The organism is Buttiauxella sp. S19-1 (assembly GCF_022134725.1).
Lineage (GTDB): Bacteria > Pseudomonadota > Gammaproteobacteria > Enterobacterales > Enterobacteriaceae > Buttiauxella > Buttiauxella ferragutiae.
On sequence record NZ_JAHWLU010000021.1, the window covers coordinates 1 to 16,250 of the forward strand.

Annotated in this window: 17 protein-coding genes; 8 read left to right on the plus strand and 9 right to left on the minus strand. The window is 52.3% G+C overall.

Annotation, left to right across the window (positions count from 1 at the left end; genetic code table 11):
• The 8 genes from fliF to MES37_RS07380 form a co-directional block, all read left to right on the plus strand.
• The coding region (gene fliF / locus MES37_RS07345; RefSeq protein WP_237930817.1) for a flagellar basal-body MS-ring/collar protein FliF at nucleotides 1–1,199 on the plus strand (1,199 nt) is incomplete at its 5' end.
• A gap of 9 nt (nucleotides 1,200–1,208) precedes the next feature.
• Nucleotides 1,209–2,243, plus strand: a complete 1,035-nt coding sequence (locus tag MES37_RS07350) for a FliG C-terminal domain-containing protein (RefSeq protein ID WP_064544113.1) — start codon at nucleotides 1,209–1,211, stop codon at nucleotides 2,241–2,243.
• Nucleotides 2,244–2,345: 102 nt separating this feature from the next.
• Nucleotides 2,346–3,107 carry a FliH/SctL family protein gene (locus MES37_RS07355; RefSeq protein WP_166642080.1) on the plus strand — a complete coding sequence of 254 codons (762 nt, stop codon included), beginning with the start codon at nucleotides 2,346–2,348 and terminating at the stop codon, nucleotides 3,105–3,107.
• Between the two features lie 4 nt (nucleotides 3,108–3,111).
• Nucleotides 3,112–4,443 (plus strand): FliI/YscN family ATPase, encoded by a 1,332-nt coding sequence (locus MES37_RS07360; protein WP_064544117.1) that lies wholly within the window; start codon nucleotides 3,112–3,114, stop codon nucleotides 4,441–4,443.
• Nucleotides 4,440–4,868, plus strand: coding sequence for a flagellar export protein FliJ (locus MES37_RS07365; RefSeq protein ID WP_064544120.1), 429 nt, complete (start codon nucleotides 4,440–4,442; stop codon nucleotides 4,866–4,868). Before MES37_RS07360 ends, MES37_RS07365 begins: the two co-directional genes overlap by 4 nt.
• An 81-nt stretch (nucleotides 4,869–4,949) precedes the next feature.
• Complete coding sequence (gene parM, locus MES37_RS07370; RefSeq protein WP_064544121.1) at nucleotides 4,950–5,993, plus strand: plasmid segregation protein ParM domain-containing protein; 1,044 nt, start codon at nucleotides 4,950–4,952, stop codon at nucleotides 5,991–5,993.
• Entirely contained in the window at nucleotides 5,986–6,705 is a 720-nt protein-coding gene (locus MES37_RS07375) for a hypothetical protein (RefSeq protein WP_237930820.1), read from the plus strand. The genes parM and MES37_RS07375 overlap by 8 nt, the downstream gene beginning before the upstream one ends.
• Before the next feature lie 43 nt (nucleotides 6,706–6,748).
• A complete protein-coding gene (locus tag MES37_RS07380; RefSeq protein WP_064544125.1) occupies nucleotides 6,749–7,150 on the plus strand; it encodes a FliO/MopB family protein in 402 nt (133 codons plus the stop codon).
• An 11-nt stretch (nucleotides 7,151–7,161) separates the two neighbouring features.
• Here MES37_RS07380 and MES37_RS07385 read toward each other — a convergent pair whose 3' ends face one another.
• The 9 genes from MES37_RS07385 to MES37_RS07425 all read right to left on the minus strand — a co-directional run bounded on the left by MES37_RS07385 (nucleotide 7,162) and on the right by MES37_RS07425 (nucleotide 16,182).
• Nucleotides 7,162–8,340, minus strand: a complete 1,179-nt coding sequence (locus MES37_RS07385) for a transglycosylase SLT domain-containing protein (RefSeq protein WP_064544127.1) — start codon at nucleotides 8,338–8,340, stop codon at nucleotides 7,162–7,164.
• Nucleotides 8,303–10,312, minus strand: a complete 2,010-nt coding sequence (locus MES37_RS07390) for a flagellar biosynthesis protein FlhA (protein WP_406531262.1) — start codon at nucleotides 10,310–10,312, stop codon at nucleotides 8,303–8,305. Before MES37_RS07390 ends, MES37_RS07385 begins: the two co-directional genes overlap by 38 nt.
• A gap of 90 nt (nucleotides 10,313–10,402) precedes the next feature.
• A complete protein-coding gene (flhB, locus tag MES37_RS07395; protein ID WP_133522907.1) occupies nucleotides 10,403–11,518 on the minus strand; it encodes a flagellar biosynthesis protein FlhB in 1,116 nt (371 codons plus the stop codon).
• Nucleotides 11,515–12,294 carry a flagellar biosynthetic protein FliR gene (gene fliR, locus MES37_RS07400; RefSeq protein ID WP_064544134.1) on the minus strand — a complete coding sequence of 260 codons (780 nt, stop codon included), beginning with the start codon at nucleotides 12,292–12,294 and terminating at the stop codon, nucleotides 11,515–11,517. The genes flhB and fliR overlap by 4 nt, the downstream gene beginning before the upstream one ends.
• Nucleotide 12,295: 1 nt before the next feature.
• Entirely contained in the window at nucleotides 12,296–12,565 is a 270-nt protein-coding gene (locus MES37_RS07405) for a flagellar biosynthetic protein FliQ (RefSeq protein ID WP_064544136.1), read from the minus strand.
• Nucleotides 12,562–13,299 (minus strand): flagellar type III secretion system pore protein FliP, encoded by a 738-nt coding sequence (fliP, locus tag MES37_RS07410; protein WP_064544138.1) that lies wholly within the window; start codon nucleotides 13,297–13,299, stop codon nucleotides 12,562–12,564. The genes MES37_RS07405 and fliP overlap by 4 nt, the downstream gene beginning before the upstream one ends.
• A gap of 4 nt (nucleotides 13,300–13,303) precedes the next feature.
• Nucleotides 13,304–13,684 (minus strand): FliM/FliN family flagellar motor switch protein, encoded by a 381-nt coding sequence (locus tag MES37_RS07415; RefSeq protein WP_064544140.1) that lies wholly within the window; start codon nucleotides 13,682–13,684, stop codon nucleotides 13,304–13,306.
• A 20-nt stretch (nucleotides 13,685–13,704) separates the two neighbouring features.
• Nucleotides 13,705–14,589 (minus strand): FliM/FliN family flagellar motor switch protein, encoded by an 885-nt coding sequence (locus MES37_RS07420; protein ID WP_133522908.1) that lies wholly within the window; start codon nucleotides 14,587–14,589, stop codon nucleotides 13,705–13,707.
• A 273-nt stretch (nucleotides 14,590–14,862) separates the two neighbouring features.
• A complete protein-coding gene (locus tag MES37_RS07425; protein ID WP_237930828.1) occupies nucleotides 14,863–16,182 on the minus strand; it encodes an ATP-binding protein in 1,320 nt (439 codons plus the stop codon).
• Between the last annotated feature and the right edge of the window lie 68 nt (nucleotides 16,183–16,250).

Here is a 16,250-nt window from a genome sequence, read left to right on the forward strand (position 1 = left end):
GGGTGCATCTGGCTATTCCTGAGAAACAAATCTTTCTGCGCAATAACGAAGAGCTTCCTTCTGCTTCCGTCATGCTCGAACTGGAACCCTCTACTCGGATGGAGGCTGGGCAAGTTCTGGCTATCGTAAACCTGATCAAGGGAAGTATCTCCAATCTTGCTACCAAAGACATCTCCGTCATCGACCAATATGGCAATTTGCTCACGCAGGATCTGAACGATGAACTCTCTGGTGCCAAGTTAACCGTCCATCAGTTGGATTACCAGAAGCAGGTTGAGCGTAACTACGAGCGCCGTGTCAGCGAAATGCTACGTCCTGTGCTGGGGAACAACAACTACAAGGTACAAGTTACGGCACAGCTGACCTTCGATGCGGTAGAAGAAACCCGAGAAGCCCTTGATGAGAGCCCGGTCATACGCGAAGAACGTGTGCAGAAAGACTCGTCCCAGGGGGGGCAACTGAACGGTATCCCTGGTGCGCTGAGCAACCGCCCTCCGGTCACCGATCCACAACAGCAGGGCAATCAGCAGCCAAACCAGCCAGCGTCGGCTGGGCGTATGACGAATGATCGTGATGAGCAACAGCGCCGCTACGACGTTGGTCGCACCATCACTCACACCAAGTATCAGCAGGGCCGTCTGAATAACCTCAGTGTGTCGGTGGTACTCAACCAGACGGTGTCACCGGAAAAAGGCTGGAGCGCCGAGCAATTGACCAATATCCGTCAAATGTCTCTGGATGCCGTGGGCTTTGATAAAGAGCGTGGTGACCAGTTCAGCCTCAATGTATTCCCCTTCTCGGAAGATGGCATCAATCCGTCATTGGATAGTAAGTGGTGGCAGGACCCAGTCTTGCTGATCTACGCCCGCTATCTGATAGGAACCATCCTCGGCCTGTGTCTGATCTTCTTCGTCATCCGCAAGCTAATGCAGCATCTGATACAGCGTAGCCCGGTTAGCGCTACTGCTGCGACCGGAACCGCGTCTATCGACAGTGGCGAATCGGGTGGCAGCGGGAAAGCGAAAGAAGAGGATGAATATTTCAGGAAACATAACCGTAACATTGAGTTTGATAACCTGACTGAACTTCCTGACACCAACTCGCCTCTGCGGGATAAATTGGCCCACTTGCAGCTATTGGCGGACCATGATCCTAAACGGGTAGCGGAAGTGTTGGAACAGTGGATGAATACCAGATGATGATTAGCCATGAGTGAAGAGATCGAACAACAACCGCTTAAAAATGCTGAGCAGGCCGGGCTGTTACTGTTGACGCTCAGTGAGCACCAGGCCGGTAATATTTTGCGTAGCCTGAGCCGCGAGCATGTTCAGGAGATAGTCCGGGCGATGACCGAAGTGGGTCATGTTAAGAATCAGCACCTGGAAAAGGTGCTGTCTCGCCTGTTTGTTGACTATCGCGAGCTTAGCGGTATCTCCCGTGCCTCCCGTGGTTTTCTTGAGCGCACCCTGGACGTCGCCCTTGGCCCTGAGTTGGCTAAAGGGGTGATCAATGACGTCTATGGCGAGCAGATCAGGGAAAACATGCATCAATTACAGTGGATTTCCCCGGCTCTGATCGCCTCCAACTTGCAACATGAGATGCTGCCGTTGCAGGCGACCTTCCTGGCTTTATTACCGCAGGAAGTCTCTGCTGAGGTCATGAAATTCTTGCCACAGGCACAGCATAATCGGCTGATCTTGAACATGGCTAACCTGCGTGAAATTAATCAGAACATGGTTGCTGAGCTGGAGAAGATCATTCAGAAGTGCCTGACCATGGTTCAGCAGGGTGTTCAAACATCAGTGAGCGGTATTGAACAGGCTGCAGGTCTGATTTCCCGCTATCACGGCAACAGCGCCCAATTGCTGGAGAACGTGCGTGAGCATGATCAAGGATTGGCCGAGGAAATAGAAAACAACATGTATCGGTTCTCTATTTTGGAGCGTCAGCCTGAGGCCACGATAGTGCGGCTGTGCCAGGAAGTTGAACCTGATGTCTGGGCTAAGGCAATAAAGGGAGCAACTCCGTCCCTGCGTCAGGCCATTTTGCGTTGTCTGCCGAAACGACAGGCCAATGCAATCCAGGATCAAATGCGAGTTCTGGGGGGGCTTCCTGCCAGTGTGGTCAGAGCGGCTGAAGCTGAGATCATGACCCGGGTGCGTGAGCTTATCGCAGAGAATGAAGACGCAGAAGATGGCGAGAAGTTCGAGTTTCGCCTCTTCGAAGAGAAGGTTTTGGAGTAACTCATGCCACTGCACAGCAAAAAAGACGGGCCCCCGCGCAGTGTCCATCGCTACCATTTTCCTAACATATCCCAGCAGTCCTCACTGCCGGTCTCTACGCCTGTGGAGCAGCTATACGACTCGCCACAACAGGTCACGGCGAAATATCAGGCTTTGATGGAAGAGGGGCATGAGGCGGGTTTTGCCGAAGGGGTACGTAGTGGGCTTGAACAAGGGAAGCTACAGGGCCTGGAGCATGGTTTACAGGCTGGGATGAAGGAAGGGCGTGAGGCCGGGCTTCAGCAAGCCTACCAGGAATGCAAACCCAATCTGGATGCCGCGCTGGATAAAGTAGAACAGATCTACAATTCCCTCGAGTCCGCGTTGCAGGAAACGCTGGACTGGCAAAGAGAAAGCCTCTGCCGCCTGGTTTCACAGGTCTGCCGTCAGGTATTGCGAACCGAGCTTACCCAGAAACCAACCCAGATCCTGCCGCTTATTGAAGAGACACTGGCGTTGCTGCCTAAGCCACAGGGTTCGGTCTCGATTCAATTGGATCCCGCTACTCACGATTTGCTTAAGGAATATGCACCGGAATCGCTGGAGCGTTGGGCGTTGCAGCCGGATCCTCAGCTGTCACCTGGCAGCTTCCATATCCAGACTGGGTTGGCTGAAGCTGAGAGCAAGTTAGACGATCGCCTTGACCTTTGCGTCGATCAGTTGCGTAACCAACTGGCCGATACCACTGAACTGAATGGGCTGGAGGCATCCAACGTGGAGCCTTGTACCATCTCGCCGCATAACTCGCCATGGCGCAAGGAGGACATGGTGTCCGATCTTTCGTTGCCTGTGGACAAGCTTAGCGACGATGACTTCAGGGGTTGATCCTATGCGCTCTCTGAACTCCTTGCTCAATCGGCTAGAACTTGATGAATACCGGGTTCCTCCTGCACAGATCTACGGGAAGTTGGTGCGTGTCACTGGTTTGCTGCTGGAGGTGACGGGATGCCCTCTATCTATTGGCCAAAGGGCACTCGTTGAAGTGGGTAAGGAGTCCTGGCTTGAAACTGAAGTGGTGGGGTTCAATCAAGATCGCACCTTTTTGATGCCCCTTGAACAGGTCACTGGCTTGTTCCCCGGTGCCAGAGTTTCCCCACAAGAAGGTGATAGTGAGCTGGTTGTAGGGCCAGCACTGCTGGGCCGTATTCTGGATGGTCTGGGTCGTCCTCTGGACGGTCTGGGTCCTTTGGAAGGGGAGCGTATTTCCTTGCATCAACCGCCTTTGAATCCGCTTGAACGGCAACCGATCAAGACCCCGCTCGATGTTGGCGTCAAGGCGATCAATGGCATATTGCCGCTCGGTCGTGGCCAGCGTATCGGACTGTTTGCTGGCAGCGGGGTGGGTAAGAGTGTCCTGCTCAGCATGATGACTCGATTTACCGATGCTGACGTGGTTGTGGTTGGCCTTATCGGGGAACGTGGACGTGAGGTTGCTGAGTTCTTACAACATACGTTGGGTGAAGAAGGACGTCGCAAGGCTGTCGTTGTGGTTGCTCCAGCTGATGTTTCACCTCTGCTCAGGCTCCGGGCCTCCCAGGTGTGCCACCGTATTGCCGAGAGTTTCCGGGACCGGGGTAAGCATGTGTTGTTGTTGATGGATTCCCTGACCCGCTATGCCATCGCGCAGAGGGAAATTGCTCTGTCGCTGGGTGAACCACCTGCAACCAAGGGATATCCGCCATCAGTATTCACCCAACTACCGCAACTGGTGGAGAGGGCAGGCAATGGTTATAACTCGGAAGGTAGCCTCAGTGCTATCTACACCGTATTGGTGGAAGGGGATGACCACAATGACCCCATCGCTGATGCGGCGCGGGCCATCCTTGATGGTCACATTGTTTTGCGGCGCGATATCGCAGAGCAGGGCATTTACCCAGCAATAGATGTATCCGCCTCGGCCAGTCGTGTCATACCGTTGATTTGTAGTGCCGCGCAGATCCGGCAGATTCAACAGTTTCGTCGCTACTACAGCCTGTACCAACAGGTACGCGAGTTGATCCCGCTGGGGGGGTATCAGGCGGGGCATGATGAGGAGATGGACAAAGCTGTCACGCTATTCCCGCAGATGCTCGAATATTTGCAACAGTCTTCCCGGCAGGGGGCGAATTTGCAGCAGACCCAGGCTTTGTTACAGGAACTGATGGAAGCGGGTAATAAATGAAAGCCCTCAACCAACTGCACGGCATACAGAGCCGCAAACTGGACAAAGAGAGCAGGGAGCTTGCCACGCTTGAAACTCGCAGAGTCGAGGCACAACGCTCGCTGGACGCGTTGGGGCAATATCGCCGCGAAATGTCGCGCCTGCCTGATTATAACCCGGCCTTTTCTCTGCATAACCGCAGCATCATGCATCGTCAACTGGGCGATCTGATCGATAAGCAGCACGACGAGCAGGTTGCGCTCAAGCTCTCAATTGTTCAGCAAAAGAAGGAAGTGCTGAATGCCTTCGTCGCCAGAAAAAGCAGTGAAATCATGCTGGAGCGACTACAGGCTCGCCAGGCTCTTGAGGCGCAGAGGCGAGAGCAAAATATACTCGATGAGCTGGCCCTCAACCGGGCACGGCTTGTCACCCTGGACGGGTGGTAATACTCGGCCTCATCACCATCTTTTTGCATACACAACCTTCTAAATACATAACCTTTTTGAATTAGAGTGAGGCACAACATCATGACTAAGCCGCTTAAAATTGCTATCGACGACGGTTCAACCAACGTCAAGGCAAGCTGGATAGCCAATAAGACCCTTAAGAGCATCATTTCTCCTAACTCTTTTCGTAAGGACTGGAAGAGCGCTGCCTTGCTGCGGAGTAAGCAGGTCTACAACTATGAAATCGGGATTAACAAGTACACCTATGACCCGACCTCGGAGAAGTCTCTTTCCACCACGCATATTGACTACCAATATGGTGATCTGAATCTGCTGGCGGTGCATCACGCTTTGTTGCAGACCGGTCTTCCTCCTTGCGATGTGGCTATTACCGTGACCCTGCCTATCACCGAGTACTATCAGCAGGATGACTGCCAGCGTAATGACGCGAACATCGAACGCAAAAAGCAAAACTTGATGCGACCTATCAGCCTGAACAAAGGCGAGTTGTTTAACATTGTCAGCGTCGATGTGATGCCTGAAAGCCTGCCAGCCGTACTGACCCGTCTGATGAACTCTGGTGTGAACCCTTATACCAAAACGCTGGTCATCGACTGCGGTGGCACGACGCTGGATATGGGGCTTATCGTCGGTGAATTTGACGAGATCTCTGAGGTTTACGGCAACCGTGCGCTTGGCGTTTCTTTAGTGACTGATGCTGCGCGCACCGCACTGGCTGCCGCCGACAGCGAGTCTAGCTATTTGGTCGCTAACGAACTTATTAAACGCCGACATGATGCTAACTTTGTGCGTGAGGTGATCAACGACGAGTCCCAGATCGCGCGCATTCTTGAGAAACTTGAGCGTAAAATTGAAGAACTGGGTCATTTTGTAGCGGAAGAAGCAAAGAAATTTGCCCGTAATCCTAACCGAGTGTATCTGGTCGGCGGTGGTGCTGCTCTTATCTACCCTACTATTCAGGCCAGTTACTCGACCCTGGGTGAGCGTGTCATTTTAGTTGAAGACTCCCAGTCTGCACTCTCTCGCGAAATCTGTCTCTATATCAGCGATGAGGATGAGGTGTTCAGCGAAGCCCCCGTCATGCTAGAGGTTGGCCATGTCTAATCCAGTCAGTGAGGTTCAGATTACCCTCAAGCTGGATTCAAGCCAGGCGAGTGATCGCCTGGCTCTGGCGTCATTACAGCGCTGGTATCAGCGTGGTAAAATGCTCAATAGTGATAATGACGCCTTTGATTTCTTCCAGTTGCAGATGCACAAAGACATTTACCTGTCGGGGTTGTTCCTGAGTCTGCTGGATCCCAACCTGGTCAAATCCCTCTCCCAAAATCTGCAACTGCACCGCCTGGACCCTGAGTTCCTCTATAAAACTCTTGAGGAACATCAGTTAACACCAGGGGCCGGGAAACCGACGGCCAATCCGCTTGACTCATTAGCCCCCGACGATTTGGCTACGCGCATTGCCGATCAACTTTATCCTCTACTCAGCGTGAAAGATGAGGCGGCTGGCTTCAATGAGCCAAGTGGACAGTTGCAGACGCAGGCAAATATGCTGAAACAGTTGCAGGAGCAGAGCCGCCTTTTACAGCAGCAGGCGAATCTACTCGACATACTGGCATCAGCTGGTGCGGCAAGCCTGTCTGAGTCTACAGCAAGCATGCATCCGGCCACTCCAGTCACTCAGTCCAGTCCAGCAGCTCAGGCCAACCAGACAACTCAAAGTACTCAAGCTAACCAGGCACTCGGTGGGGGTCAGCTGCATGACCTTTCGGAAACGGCGGCGAAGGTACGCAAGGTCAGGGCAAAAGGTGTCTTCTGACGCCTGGCCCCATGTTCGCTCAAATCTGATCCGGAGTATCCCAATGAAGTATCTGCTCAGCTTGTTCATGCTCATGTTGCCACTGTCCACCCTGGCCAGTCCTTTGCGTCAGGACATCTCCAGTTTCAAGTCATGGCTTATTACCTGCGTGGTTGTGCTTCTGGTAGGCGGAGTGGTATTTCTGCTGGCAAAGAAGAAATCGCGTACTTCCTGGCGTAGCGGGGGGGAAATGCGAGTTCAGTCGGTGCTTTCGATGGGCTTGAAGGAGAAACTTGTGCTGGTTCAGGTAGAAAATCAACGCTTACTGTTGGGGGTCACTCAACATCAGATCACTCTAATCAGCAACCTGACCGGGCAAAATCAGCAGCAAGAAACGCCTACGGCTTTTACGCCACTGTTTGAGACAACCAGGACACCTGAGCCATCAGGCGAGGAGCGAAAATAATACAGAGTGCCTCAAGACCCTGAGCGGGGTGGCTGCTCCGTCTTAGGCTGATTCCACTGGCTCAGAGGATCTATTTTTGCACGCCACTGCGGTTTGATATCTTGCGATGCTTTCTCCTGCTCCTTACTTTTTTCTGGAGCACTTTTCTGGCTTGTCGTTGTTCGCTCAGAATAAAGATCCGCTGATCCTGGCGTCTTCTGCACCAGTCCGACTCCCCATCCCAGGCTTTTCAGCTCATTGTCAGAAAGTGCTCGTCGCTCGGCTATCAGGAGGGGAAGTGCCGGGGGTTCTTTCTCCATGAACTGCATGCTGTTGCCTGTCCCGAGGACTTGATGAGCCCGTCTTCCCCAGCCTGCTGGCATCATCAAAACGACCCGACTGCCACGAGGGGCGACCGCATTTTCCAGACCCGCATTGTAAAAACTTAGCTCATCAGCGGTGCGCCCCAGTTGCCTGGCAAGCCAGGCCAGACTGACGCCATCTTTGACATGCAGGGCTATCAGGCGAGACTCCTCCGGTACCGTCGGCAACTTGATTTTTCCATCCCGGTAAAGCCGTACCAGTGCCAGTATTTTTGGCACATACTTTTTGGTTTCTTCCGGTAGCGACAGGGACCAGAAGTCGGTCTGTCGGCCTTTGGCACTGTTTTGCTCCATGGCTGAGCGAACCGTCCCTTCTCCAGCATTGTAGGCGGCCAGAGCGAGTAGCCAGTCACGTTCAAACAAATTGTACAGATAGTTCAGATAATTGAGTGCCCCGCGCGTAGAGGCCATCAAATCTTTGCGTCCGTCGTACCAGTCTTGCTTGATAACACCATATTGTTGCGCAGTTTTTGGCATCAACTGCCAGGGGCCGGTGGCCCCAACCGGTGAAATTGCGTAGGGGTTGTAGCCGCTCTCGATCAGCGGGACGAACATCAGTTCCAGCGGCATTTTGCGCCGCTGGAGTTGGGTGACGATGTAGCGAATAGAAGGGGCTGAACGATTCATCATCCCCTGGATTTTAGTGAGTTTTTCGTTGTAGAAGCTCTCATGAAACGCCACATCCGGATGACGAGCCTTCCAGGACATGGCGCTTTTTTTTGCCCCAGTGAGGGCATCCTGCGACAAGAGTGGTGCTGGCATGGCCAGCAAAGACCCCGCCAGTAGCGCCTTAACCCAGAATTCCTTTGACTTCGATATGGAGCTCATCAGGAACCTCATTGAATGAAAGAACGTGCAGACCCTTGGCAAAGGTACGGGAATAGCGGGCGAGCAGTGGACGCAGTTGCGGCAGCACCAGTAGGATCGGTGACCAGCCTTGTAAGGACATTTGCTCTTTAACGCTTGGCATACGGTTTTGTAACTGTGCCAGCAACTGAGGCTCAATCGGGAAGCTGTCGGCCGGTACACCACCGTTGCGTTGTGCCTGGGTGGCGGCGTTGAGTAGCATGTTCTCCAGCTCATCGGAGAGGGTGAACACTTGTACTGTGGTCGCATTGCCGATCAATCCATGCAGAATGGTGTGGCGCATGGCACAGCGGGCTTCGGCTGCAAGTAGCAAAGGATCTTTGGTGAGCTCGGCACCATCCACCAGACTCTGAGCCATCGTCCGTACGTCCATCAGGGAAACCTGATCTGTCAGCAAGTTGCGGTAGACCTTCAACTGTTGGTTAGCGGTTAATTTTGCGGTGAGCTCGTCGGCCAGTTTTGGAGCCAACTGGCTCAGACGCAGTTGCAATTGGTGCACATCGTCGAGTTGCAGGAGCGCACCAATATTGCTGCGGATGACCTTGCTGATGTGTGTCCCTATGATGGTGGCCACATCGACGACGGAGTAACCGAGGTTGAGTGCCTTAGCCTTGTCTGCGGGTTGAATCCAAACGGCGTCCATTCCATAAACCGGTTCCTTGGTCAGGAATCCAGGGATCTCCCCCAACAGTTCACCTGAGTTAATTGCCATGAGCCTGTCCAGCATGACGTCCGCTACGGCCACCTTGACGCCGTTAAGGTAGATGGCGTACTGGTTTGGTTTGAGCCCCATATTGTCTCTGACCCGTACTTCTGGCAGTAGAAATCCGGCCTGTTCGGAAAGGGTCTGACGCACACCGCGCAGACGTTGGAGCAATTCAGCCCCCTTGTCGCGATCGACGAGGTAAATCAACTGATAACCCAGTTCCAGCCTGAGCAGATCGGTGTAGGGGATATCGCTCCACTTCAGTTCATTTTCCAGCGGGCGGGTAAAGCGCTCCATCTGATCCTGATCAGCTGGCGCGACCTTTTCAGCTTTATGTTGTCGGGTTTTCCAGGCAGCCCAGGCAAGAATACCGGCAAAAATCAGGAAGACCAGGGTTGGCATACCCGGTACCAGCCCCATCACCAACATGACGATAGCAGCGGTAAAGATAACCGGCGGAGAGGCCATCAACTGGTCGCGGAACTGGATGGTGATATCGTCGTCAGAGTCTGAAACTCGGGTAACGACGATGGCTGCAGACACTGCAAGCATCAGTGAAGGGATCTGGGCGACCAGGCCGTCACCGATGGAGAGCAGGCTATACACCGACATAGCTTCAGAGAAACTGAGTCCATGCTGGAAGACACCGATGGCCACGCCACCGAAGAGGTTGATAAACAGGATCAGAAGGCCGGCGATCGCATCCCCTTTAACGAACTTGGATGCACCATCCATTGAGCCATAGAAATCGGCTTCCAGGGCTATCTCGTCACGGCGCTCCTTGGCCTGACGCTGGTCAATCATGCCAGCGTTCAAATCGGCATCGATGGCCATCTGTTTGCCGGGCAAGGCGTCGAGGGTAAAGCGCGCGGCGACTTCCGAGATACGTTCACTACCCTTGGTGATAACGATGAAGTTGATGATCATCAGGATGAGGAACACCACCATCCCCACCACATAGTTACCCCCGATAACGACTTTACCGAAGGACTCAACGACCTTACCGGCCGCATCGGGTGACTCGTGACCGAACTGCAATACCACACGGGTGGAGGCGACGTTCATACACAAACGCAGCAACGTGGCGATCAGCAGCACGGTCGGGAAGATAGAGAAGTCCAGTGGACGCCGGATAGAGAGGGCGACCAACAGAACTATCATGGAAAGCACGATGTTGAAAGTGAAGAAGCCATCCAGCATAAATGCCGGCAATGGCAGCACTATCATCGCCAATAGCGACAAGATCAGCAGAGGAATCGCGATGAAGCTACGCGAGGTACCTGCAAAAAGGGTGTTCAAAAATTTCACGGGTCACCATCAATATCTTAATGAATCAGGGATCTCGACTGACGAGAGCGGAGCCGGCTGGTCGCCCTTGCCGAGACGAAAGGCCTTCAGACGCAACACATGGTGCAGTATTTGCGCCATGATGACGTAAAGGCCGGGAGGGACCTGCTGATTCACACGAGTTGTGTAATAGACTGAACGGGCCAGCGCGGGTATCTCCAGCACTTCCACTCCCAGCGACTGAGCCAGAGAGCGCATCTGTAGCGCCATATGGTCTTCACCTTTGGCAATGACAAAGGGGGCATCACATTTTTCAGGATCGTATTTGATCGCTACTGCATAGTGTGTCGGGTTAGTTAGTACAACATTGGCCTCGGGCAAGGCGCGGCGCATTGAACGCATCGCCATCGACATTTGAATACGGCGAATGCGCCCCTTTATTTCCGGATTTCCCTGCAAATTCTTATGCTCTTCCTTCAGCTCTTGCTTGCTCATACGAAGCCCGCGCAGATGGTTCCATAACTGATAGGGGGCATCGAACATACCGATAACCAACATCGCCAGAGCCATATAGAACATGCCATCCACCAGGATCTTAATGCCCAGTTGGGTAGCATCTTTCAGCCCGGTGTAATAGAGAGCGGTAATTGCGGCCATGACTGAGCTGGTATAGATCAATACCGTGGCAGTAATTAACACTATCTTCATTACCGACTTGGCAAACTCGACCAGAGACTGCACGCCAAAGATTCGTTTAAACCCGGTCATGGGGCTTATCTTAGAGAAGCGGGGGAGCAGCGGGTCCAGTGAAAAATTCCAGCCCCCCATCATAATGTGCGCCACGATGCCAAGAATAACGATGAACCCCGCCAACGGTAGCAAGGCCAGTAGTGCCTCAAAGAGGCTATGCCCCAGGTGCCTGGCCATCTGCGCGGGATCGGTTATTTCCTCACGGGTCAACGACAAGTTAAAGGCCATTATCTGCTTTAGTGCCTCGCCAATCTGGGTAAAAAGGGGCAATGCAAAAGAAGAGATAGCGACCAGACTGATGGCCATGGCCAAATCCTTAGCCCTGGGGATCTGCCCTTTTGCTCGCGCTTTATCAAGTCGGTGGGATGAGGGTTTTTCGGTCTTTTCCGTACTCATTTTGCGCCTCCATAGTAACCGCGAGCACTCAGGAAAATATCCTGCGCCAGGTCGGCGAACCGATCAGGTAATCCACTGATAGTGAGCAAAATACAAAACAATCCGCACACCAGAGCCATGGGAAAACCCAATACAAAAATATTGAGTGACGGAGCGACCCTGGAAAGCACCCCAAAGGTGAGGTTGACCAAATACATGGCGACCATGGCAGGCAATGACAACATCAGAGAGGCTGCCAGTACCCAAGAAAACAGCTGGATCAGGTTGGATGAATTCACATTGAACAGGCCATCACCCACCGTCCAGATCCTGAAACTCTCCACCAGAATCTCCAGCATCACCAGATGACCGTTCATGCTGGCGTAGAGCAGTAGTCCCATATTGCTAAAAAAGCTGCCTAACACAGGGATAGCAAGACCATTAACCGGGTCATTCATCCGCGCCATGCTCAGGCCCATCTGCATGGAGAGCAGTTCACCGACCAGCACCAGCACTTGGATTAAGCAAACCGGAAACAGCGCCATCATCGCACCCAGGACGATTTGCTCAATGCTCAGAAAGACAGCGTGCAGCGATAGGGGATCGACCGCAGGCATCGCGGGTAGCATAGGGGCTGCTAGTACGGCGATAAGCAGCGCCAGCATGACCCGAACCTGTATCGGGATCAGCGGATATCCCAATAACGGCAGGACGGCGAAGGCACTCCCTATGCGCAGGAAGGGCCACCAGACGCGCCCATAGGCCTGCAATAATTCAGCGGCAGTAATTTCTAACATATCAGTGCATTGAAGAGAGGATGTACTGATTGATGCTGTTGAAAAGCTCCAGCATCTGTTTGACCATCCACTGTCCCGCGAAAATGATAACCAGCATGGTGACGACGAAGCGGGGCAGGAAACTCAGAGTCTGTTCCTGAATTTGGGTCACCGCCTGAATAATACTCACCAGTAGCCCCACCAGCATACCTGGCAGGACGAGGATACAGACCAGCATGATGATGGTGTAGGTCACTTCCACCATCATTGCCATCAGATTATCAGGGGTCATTGAATGCCCCCAAAACTCATGGCGAGGGTGTTGACGACCATGCTCCAGCCATCAGCAAGGACAAACACCATCAGCTTTATCGGCAGTGAAATGATCACCGGAGAAAGCATCATCATCCCCATCGACATCAACACGGTCGCTACCACCATGTCGATGACCACAAACGGAATGAATAGCATGAACCCTATCTGGAATGCCGTTTTCAGCTCGCTCAGCACAAATGCAGGCATCAGGATGGAAAAACTCACTTCCTGCGCGGAGGTGGTACGTGGCTCTCCCGCGACCCTGATCATCAGATCCAGATCGGTTTTTCTTGTCTGCGCTAGCATAAATTTTCGAATCGGCTGTTCTGCCCGGGAAACCGCTTGTAGCAGCGTGATCTTGTCTTCGTCATAAGGGACAAAGGCATTCTGATAAATATCCTGCCAGATGGGTTTCATCAGCAGCATTGTCATACTGAGTGCAATGGAGATCAGCAGACGGTTGGATGGAGAACTCTGTAAGCCTATCGCTTGACGCAGTATCCCCAGGACGATGATGATCCTGGTGAAACAGGTCATCAGCAATAGCATGGAGGGGAGTAACCCCAACATGGTCATTAGCAACAGAACCTGCAACTTGACTGAATAGTCCTGTTGCCCCTCTCCATTGGTAATGCTCAAGAGTGGGACGTCGCTGGCAAATGCTACTGCCGGCATCAAGCCGAGCAGCAGAAAAAGGAATACTGCACTCATCACATCAGGCCAGCTTTGACCAGTTGATGTCGTCAAACACCTCGGTCATACGCAACCCATACTGACCATCAACGATAACCACCTCGGCAGCACCGATCAAAATGCCGTTGACCTTTACATCCAAAGGCTGGTGGCTCAGTTTGTTCATCTGGACCACAGCACCTTCGGCCAGAGTCATTAACTCTTCTAGCGGAATTTCTGTGCTGGCAACTTCCAGAGACAAGTTGACGGGCAGACGGTGGAAGAAGGATAAGGGACGTTTTTCAACAACTGTCGCTTTCGGTTCGCTCTCGTCGAGAATTTCTTCCTCGTTGGCAAATAGATCGTCAAACCCCTCGACATCCAGGCCAGACATATCCAGGTCCATATTCTTTTCTTTGGCCATTTAAAACCTCCAAATGGTATTCAAGATGTCTGTTGAGAAACATCGTGCAGTTGAAATGCCAGGTGTCCATTACGGTCATAAATCCGACCTACACCCATAGAAAAGCCTCCGCAACCCAAAGTCACCCGCTCTTGCAGCACAATGGGAAGGAGCTCGCCTTGCAGCAGTTGTTCCAGCTCGAGTATCGTCAGTTTGCGGCTGAACAATGTCGTCTTAAGCTGGACAGGAATTTTTCTTAACGACTCTTCGAGCTGGTGCCTGGTGATGGGTGGTGCAACCGGTGTCTGGTCACTTCCCTTATCCAGTAGTTCAGCAAACTCTGTATGCCAGTGGAGAGTGAGTGGCCAGGTGTGCTCGTGGAAAACCAGTTGCATCGTCATACATAGCCCCTTTCTTTCCGGAGAGTCTGAAGGCTGTTGCTGCCAGCTCAATTCCTGCAAATAAGGGTTTTCCGCAATGACGCCTTGAGTCAGGGTATTTCCCAACAAATTCAAAAAACGTAGCTCTGTTTCACTCGGAGGCTGATCGTTGTTTGTATCCGCCGGGTTAGCGGGTTTGAGTCCCAGGGCTGATTCCGTCAGGAATGCGGAAGTGGCCCGGTGCATGCCAAATCGGAACATTTTGCTGGCGCGGCCACCGAGTGGAGCCAAAGCAGCGCACCAAATCCATTGTTTCTGTTCCACGGGCGACAATTCGCGAAACTCCAGCTCCAGCGGCTCGACGCGAATGCAGCCCACTGACCGCAGAAATTGCCCCAGCATAATTGAGATGCGTTCCATCGCGCTGTCGACATAAACTTGCAACAAGCGGATCTCTTGTTCTTGCCCCAATTCCATTGTGGGATAAAGCTTGCCTTGCTCAGGAGCAATAACGCGGCTTTTATATGATTTTTTCTGGTTAACCATGAAATTTAAATGACTCAATAACAATGAGAGTTCAATATAGAAATGCAGGAATATAGCGGGTAAGACGTTTCTGTTTTATCCGGCAGACTGTTTGTTTTTTTTAAATTATCTTTAACGCTTAATATTCTGAATATAAAAATGCTATATAGCCGAACAGCAATAAATAATAAAACACCTAAAAATCACACATTACATTGAATGTAATTGACTGGATTTAAGTTGCCGTGACTATAAAGTACAAATGCTATACAGGGGCTGTACAGCACAGCAAAATTATCGGGCCAGAAAAGGCGACCAGGGAAGGTTCAGAGTAAAACGAGCGCCACCCATTGGGGAATTATCAACGCTTATCTGGCCGTTGTAGCTGTGGGCTATCTCGGTCACCACGGCGAGGCCAATCCCCTGGCCGGGTGAGCTGTCGGCTCGTCTTCCGCGCTGGAAGATCTGCTGTGACTCTTCTGGTGGGACACCGGGACCATCGTCCTCGATAACAATATGCAACCGGTCATGGTTATGGCTCATCGTCACAGTAATCTCACTAATGGCAAATTTGAAGGCGTTGTCCAGCAAGTTGCCCATCAACTCCATTAGATCATCTTGCTCACCGGCAAAGAACACATCGTCATCGAATTTGAAACGAGTCTGTAGTTTCTTGTGGCGGTAAATTCGGGTGAGACTCGCCAGCAGCTTTTCTATCAGTGGCACAGGTTCCGTTCCCTTGCTGGCGAGGCACTTGCGTCCGGCGACAGCACGGCGCAGTTGATACTGGATTATCTGATCCATGGTGATGATTTGTTCGTCGATTTCGTGGTGGACCTGGAATTCCTGAGCGGTTATCTGGATTAGGGCCAATCGAGTTTTCAGACTATGGGCCAGATCGTTCAAAGCGTGCTGGTAGCGCTGAGTCTGTTGCCGCTCGTTCTCCAGCAACTGGTTAACCGACAGCGTCAGCGGCTGTAATTCCCGTTCGAACTCACTGGACAGCGCATCCCGTTTTCCTTCCCGGATATCGTTGATTTGGCGTGCGATGGTGCGCAGCGAACTGAGACTCCAGAAAGTGGTGAGCAACAGCAGCAGGCCCAGTATTATATAGGACAACAGAGCCTGACGAATGCACCAGTAGAGGTAGGTGAGAGCCTCTGCCTTGTAGAACGAGGTGGAGTCGACCATGACCACATAATAAGTGGTGGGGATTGCGTTATGGTTGCGCATGAAACGCAGTCTGGAGATGAAGTAACTCTCGCCGCTTTTAGTGGTATGACGTTTAAAAAAGTAGTCTTGATCCACGTCCTTGAGATACTTATTCAAATCCTGGCAGAGAGTGCCGCTGGACTTGATCAACTCTGGAATACTCAGGCTCGACCAGCTTAACTGGCCGTCAGCGCGACAGATTAAGGTGTCCAGATTCAGAGATATAGATTCTGGCGAGATGTTGTTGAAGTCTGTGTTGTCATGGGAGTTCGGTAGTTCGTAGGAGAGCATCCTGGCGAGGTTCTCCTGCATACGAGTGCTGGCTTTCAGGGACTGCTCTTCCACGTGAGCTTGATAGAGGATGTAGACCGAGAAGGACATGATGATCGCAATGGTAAGCATCGTGCTTAGCATCAACTTGATATGCAGGGACCGGAGGTTCAGCCTCATAGCGTTCTTGGCGGTGAGTT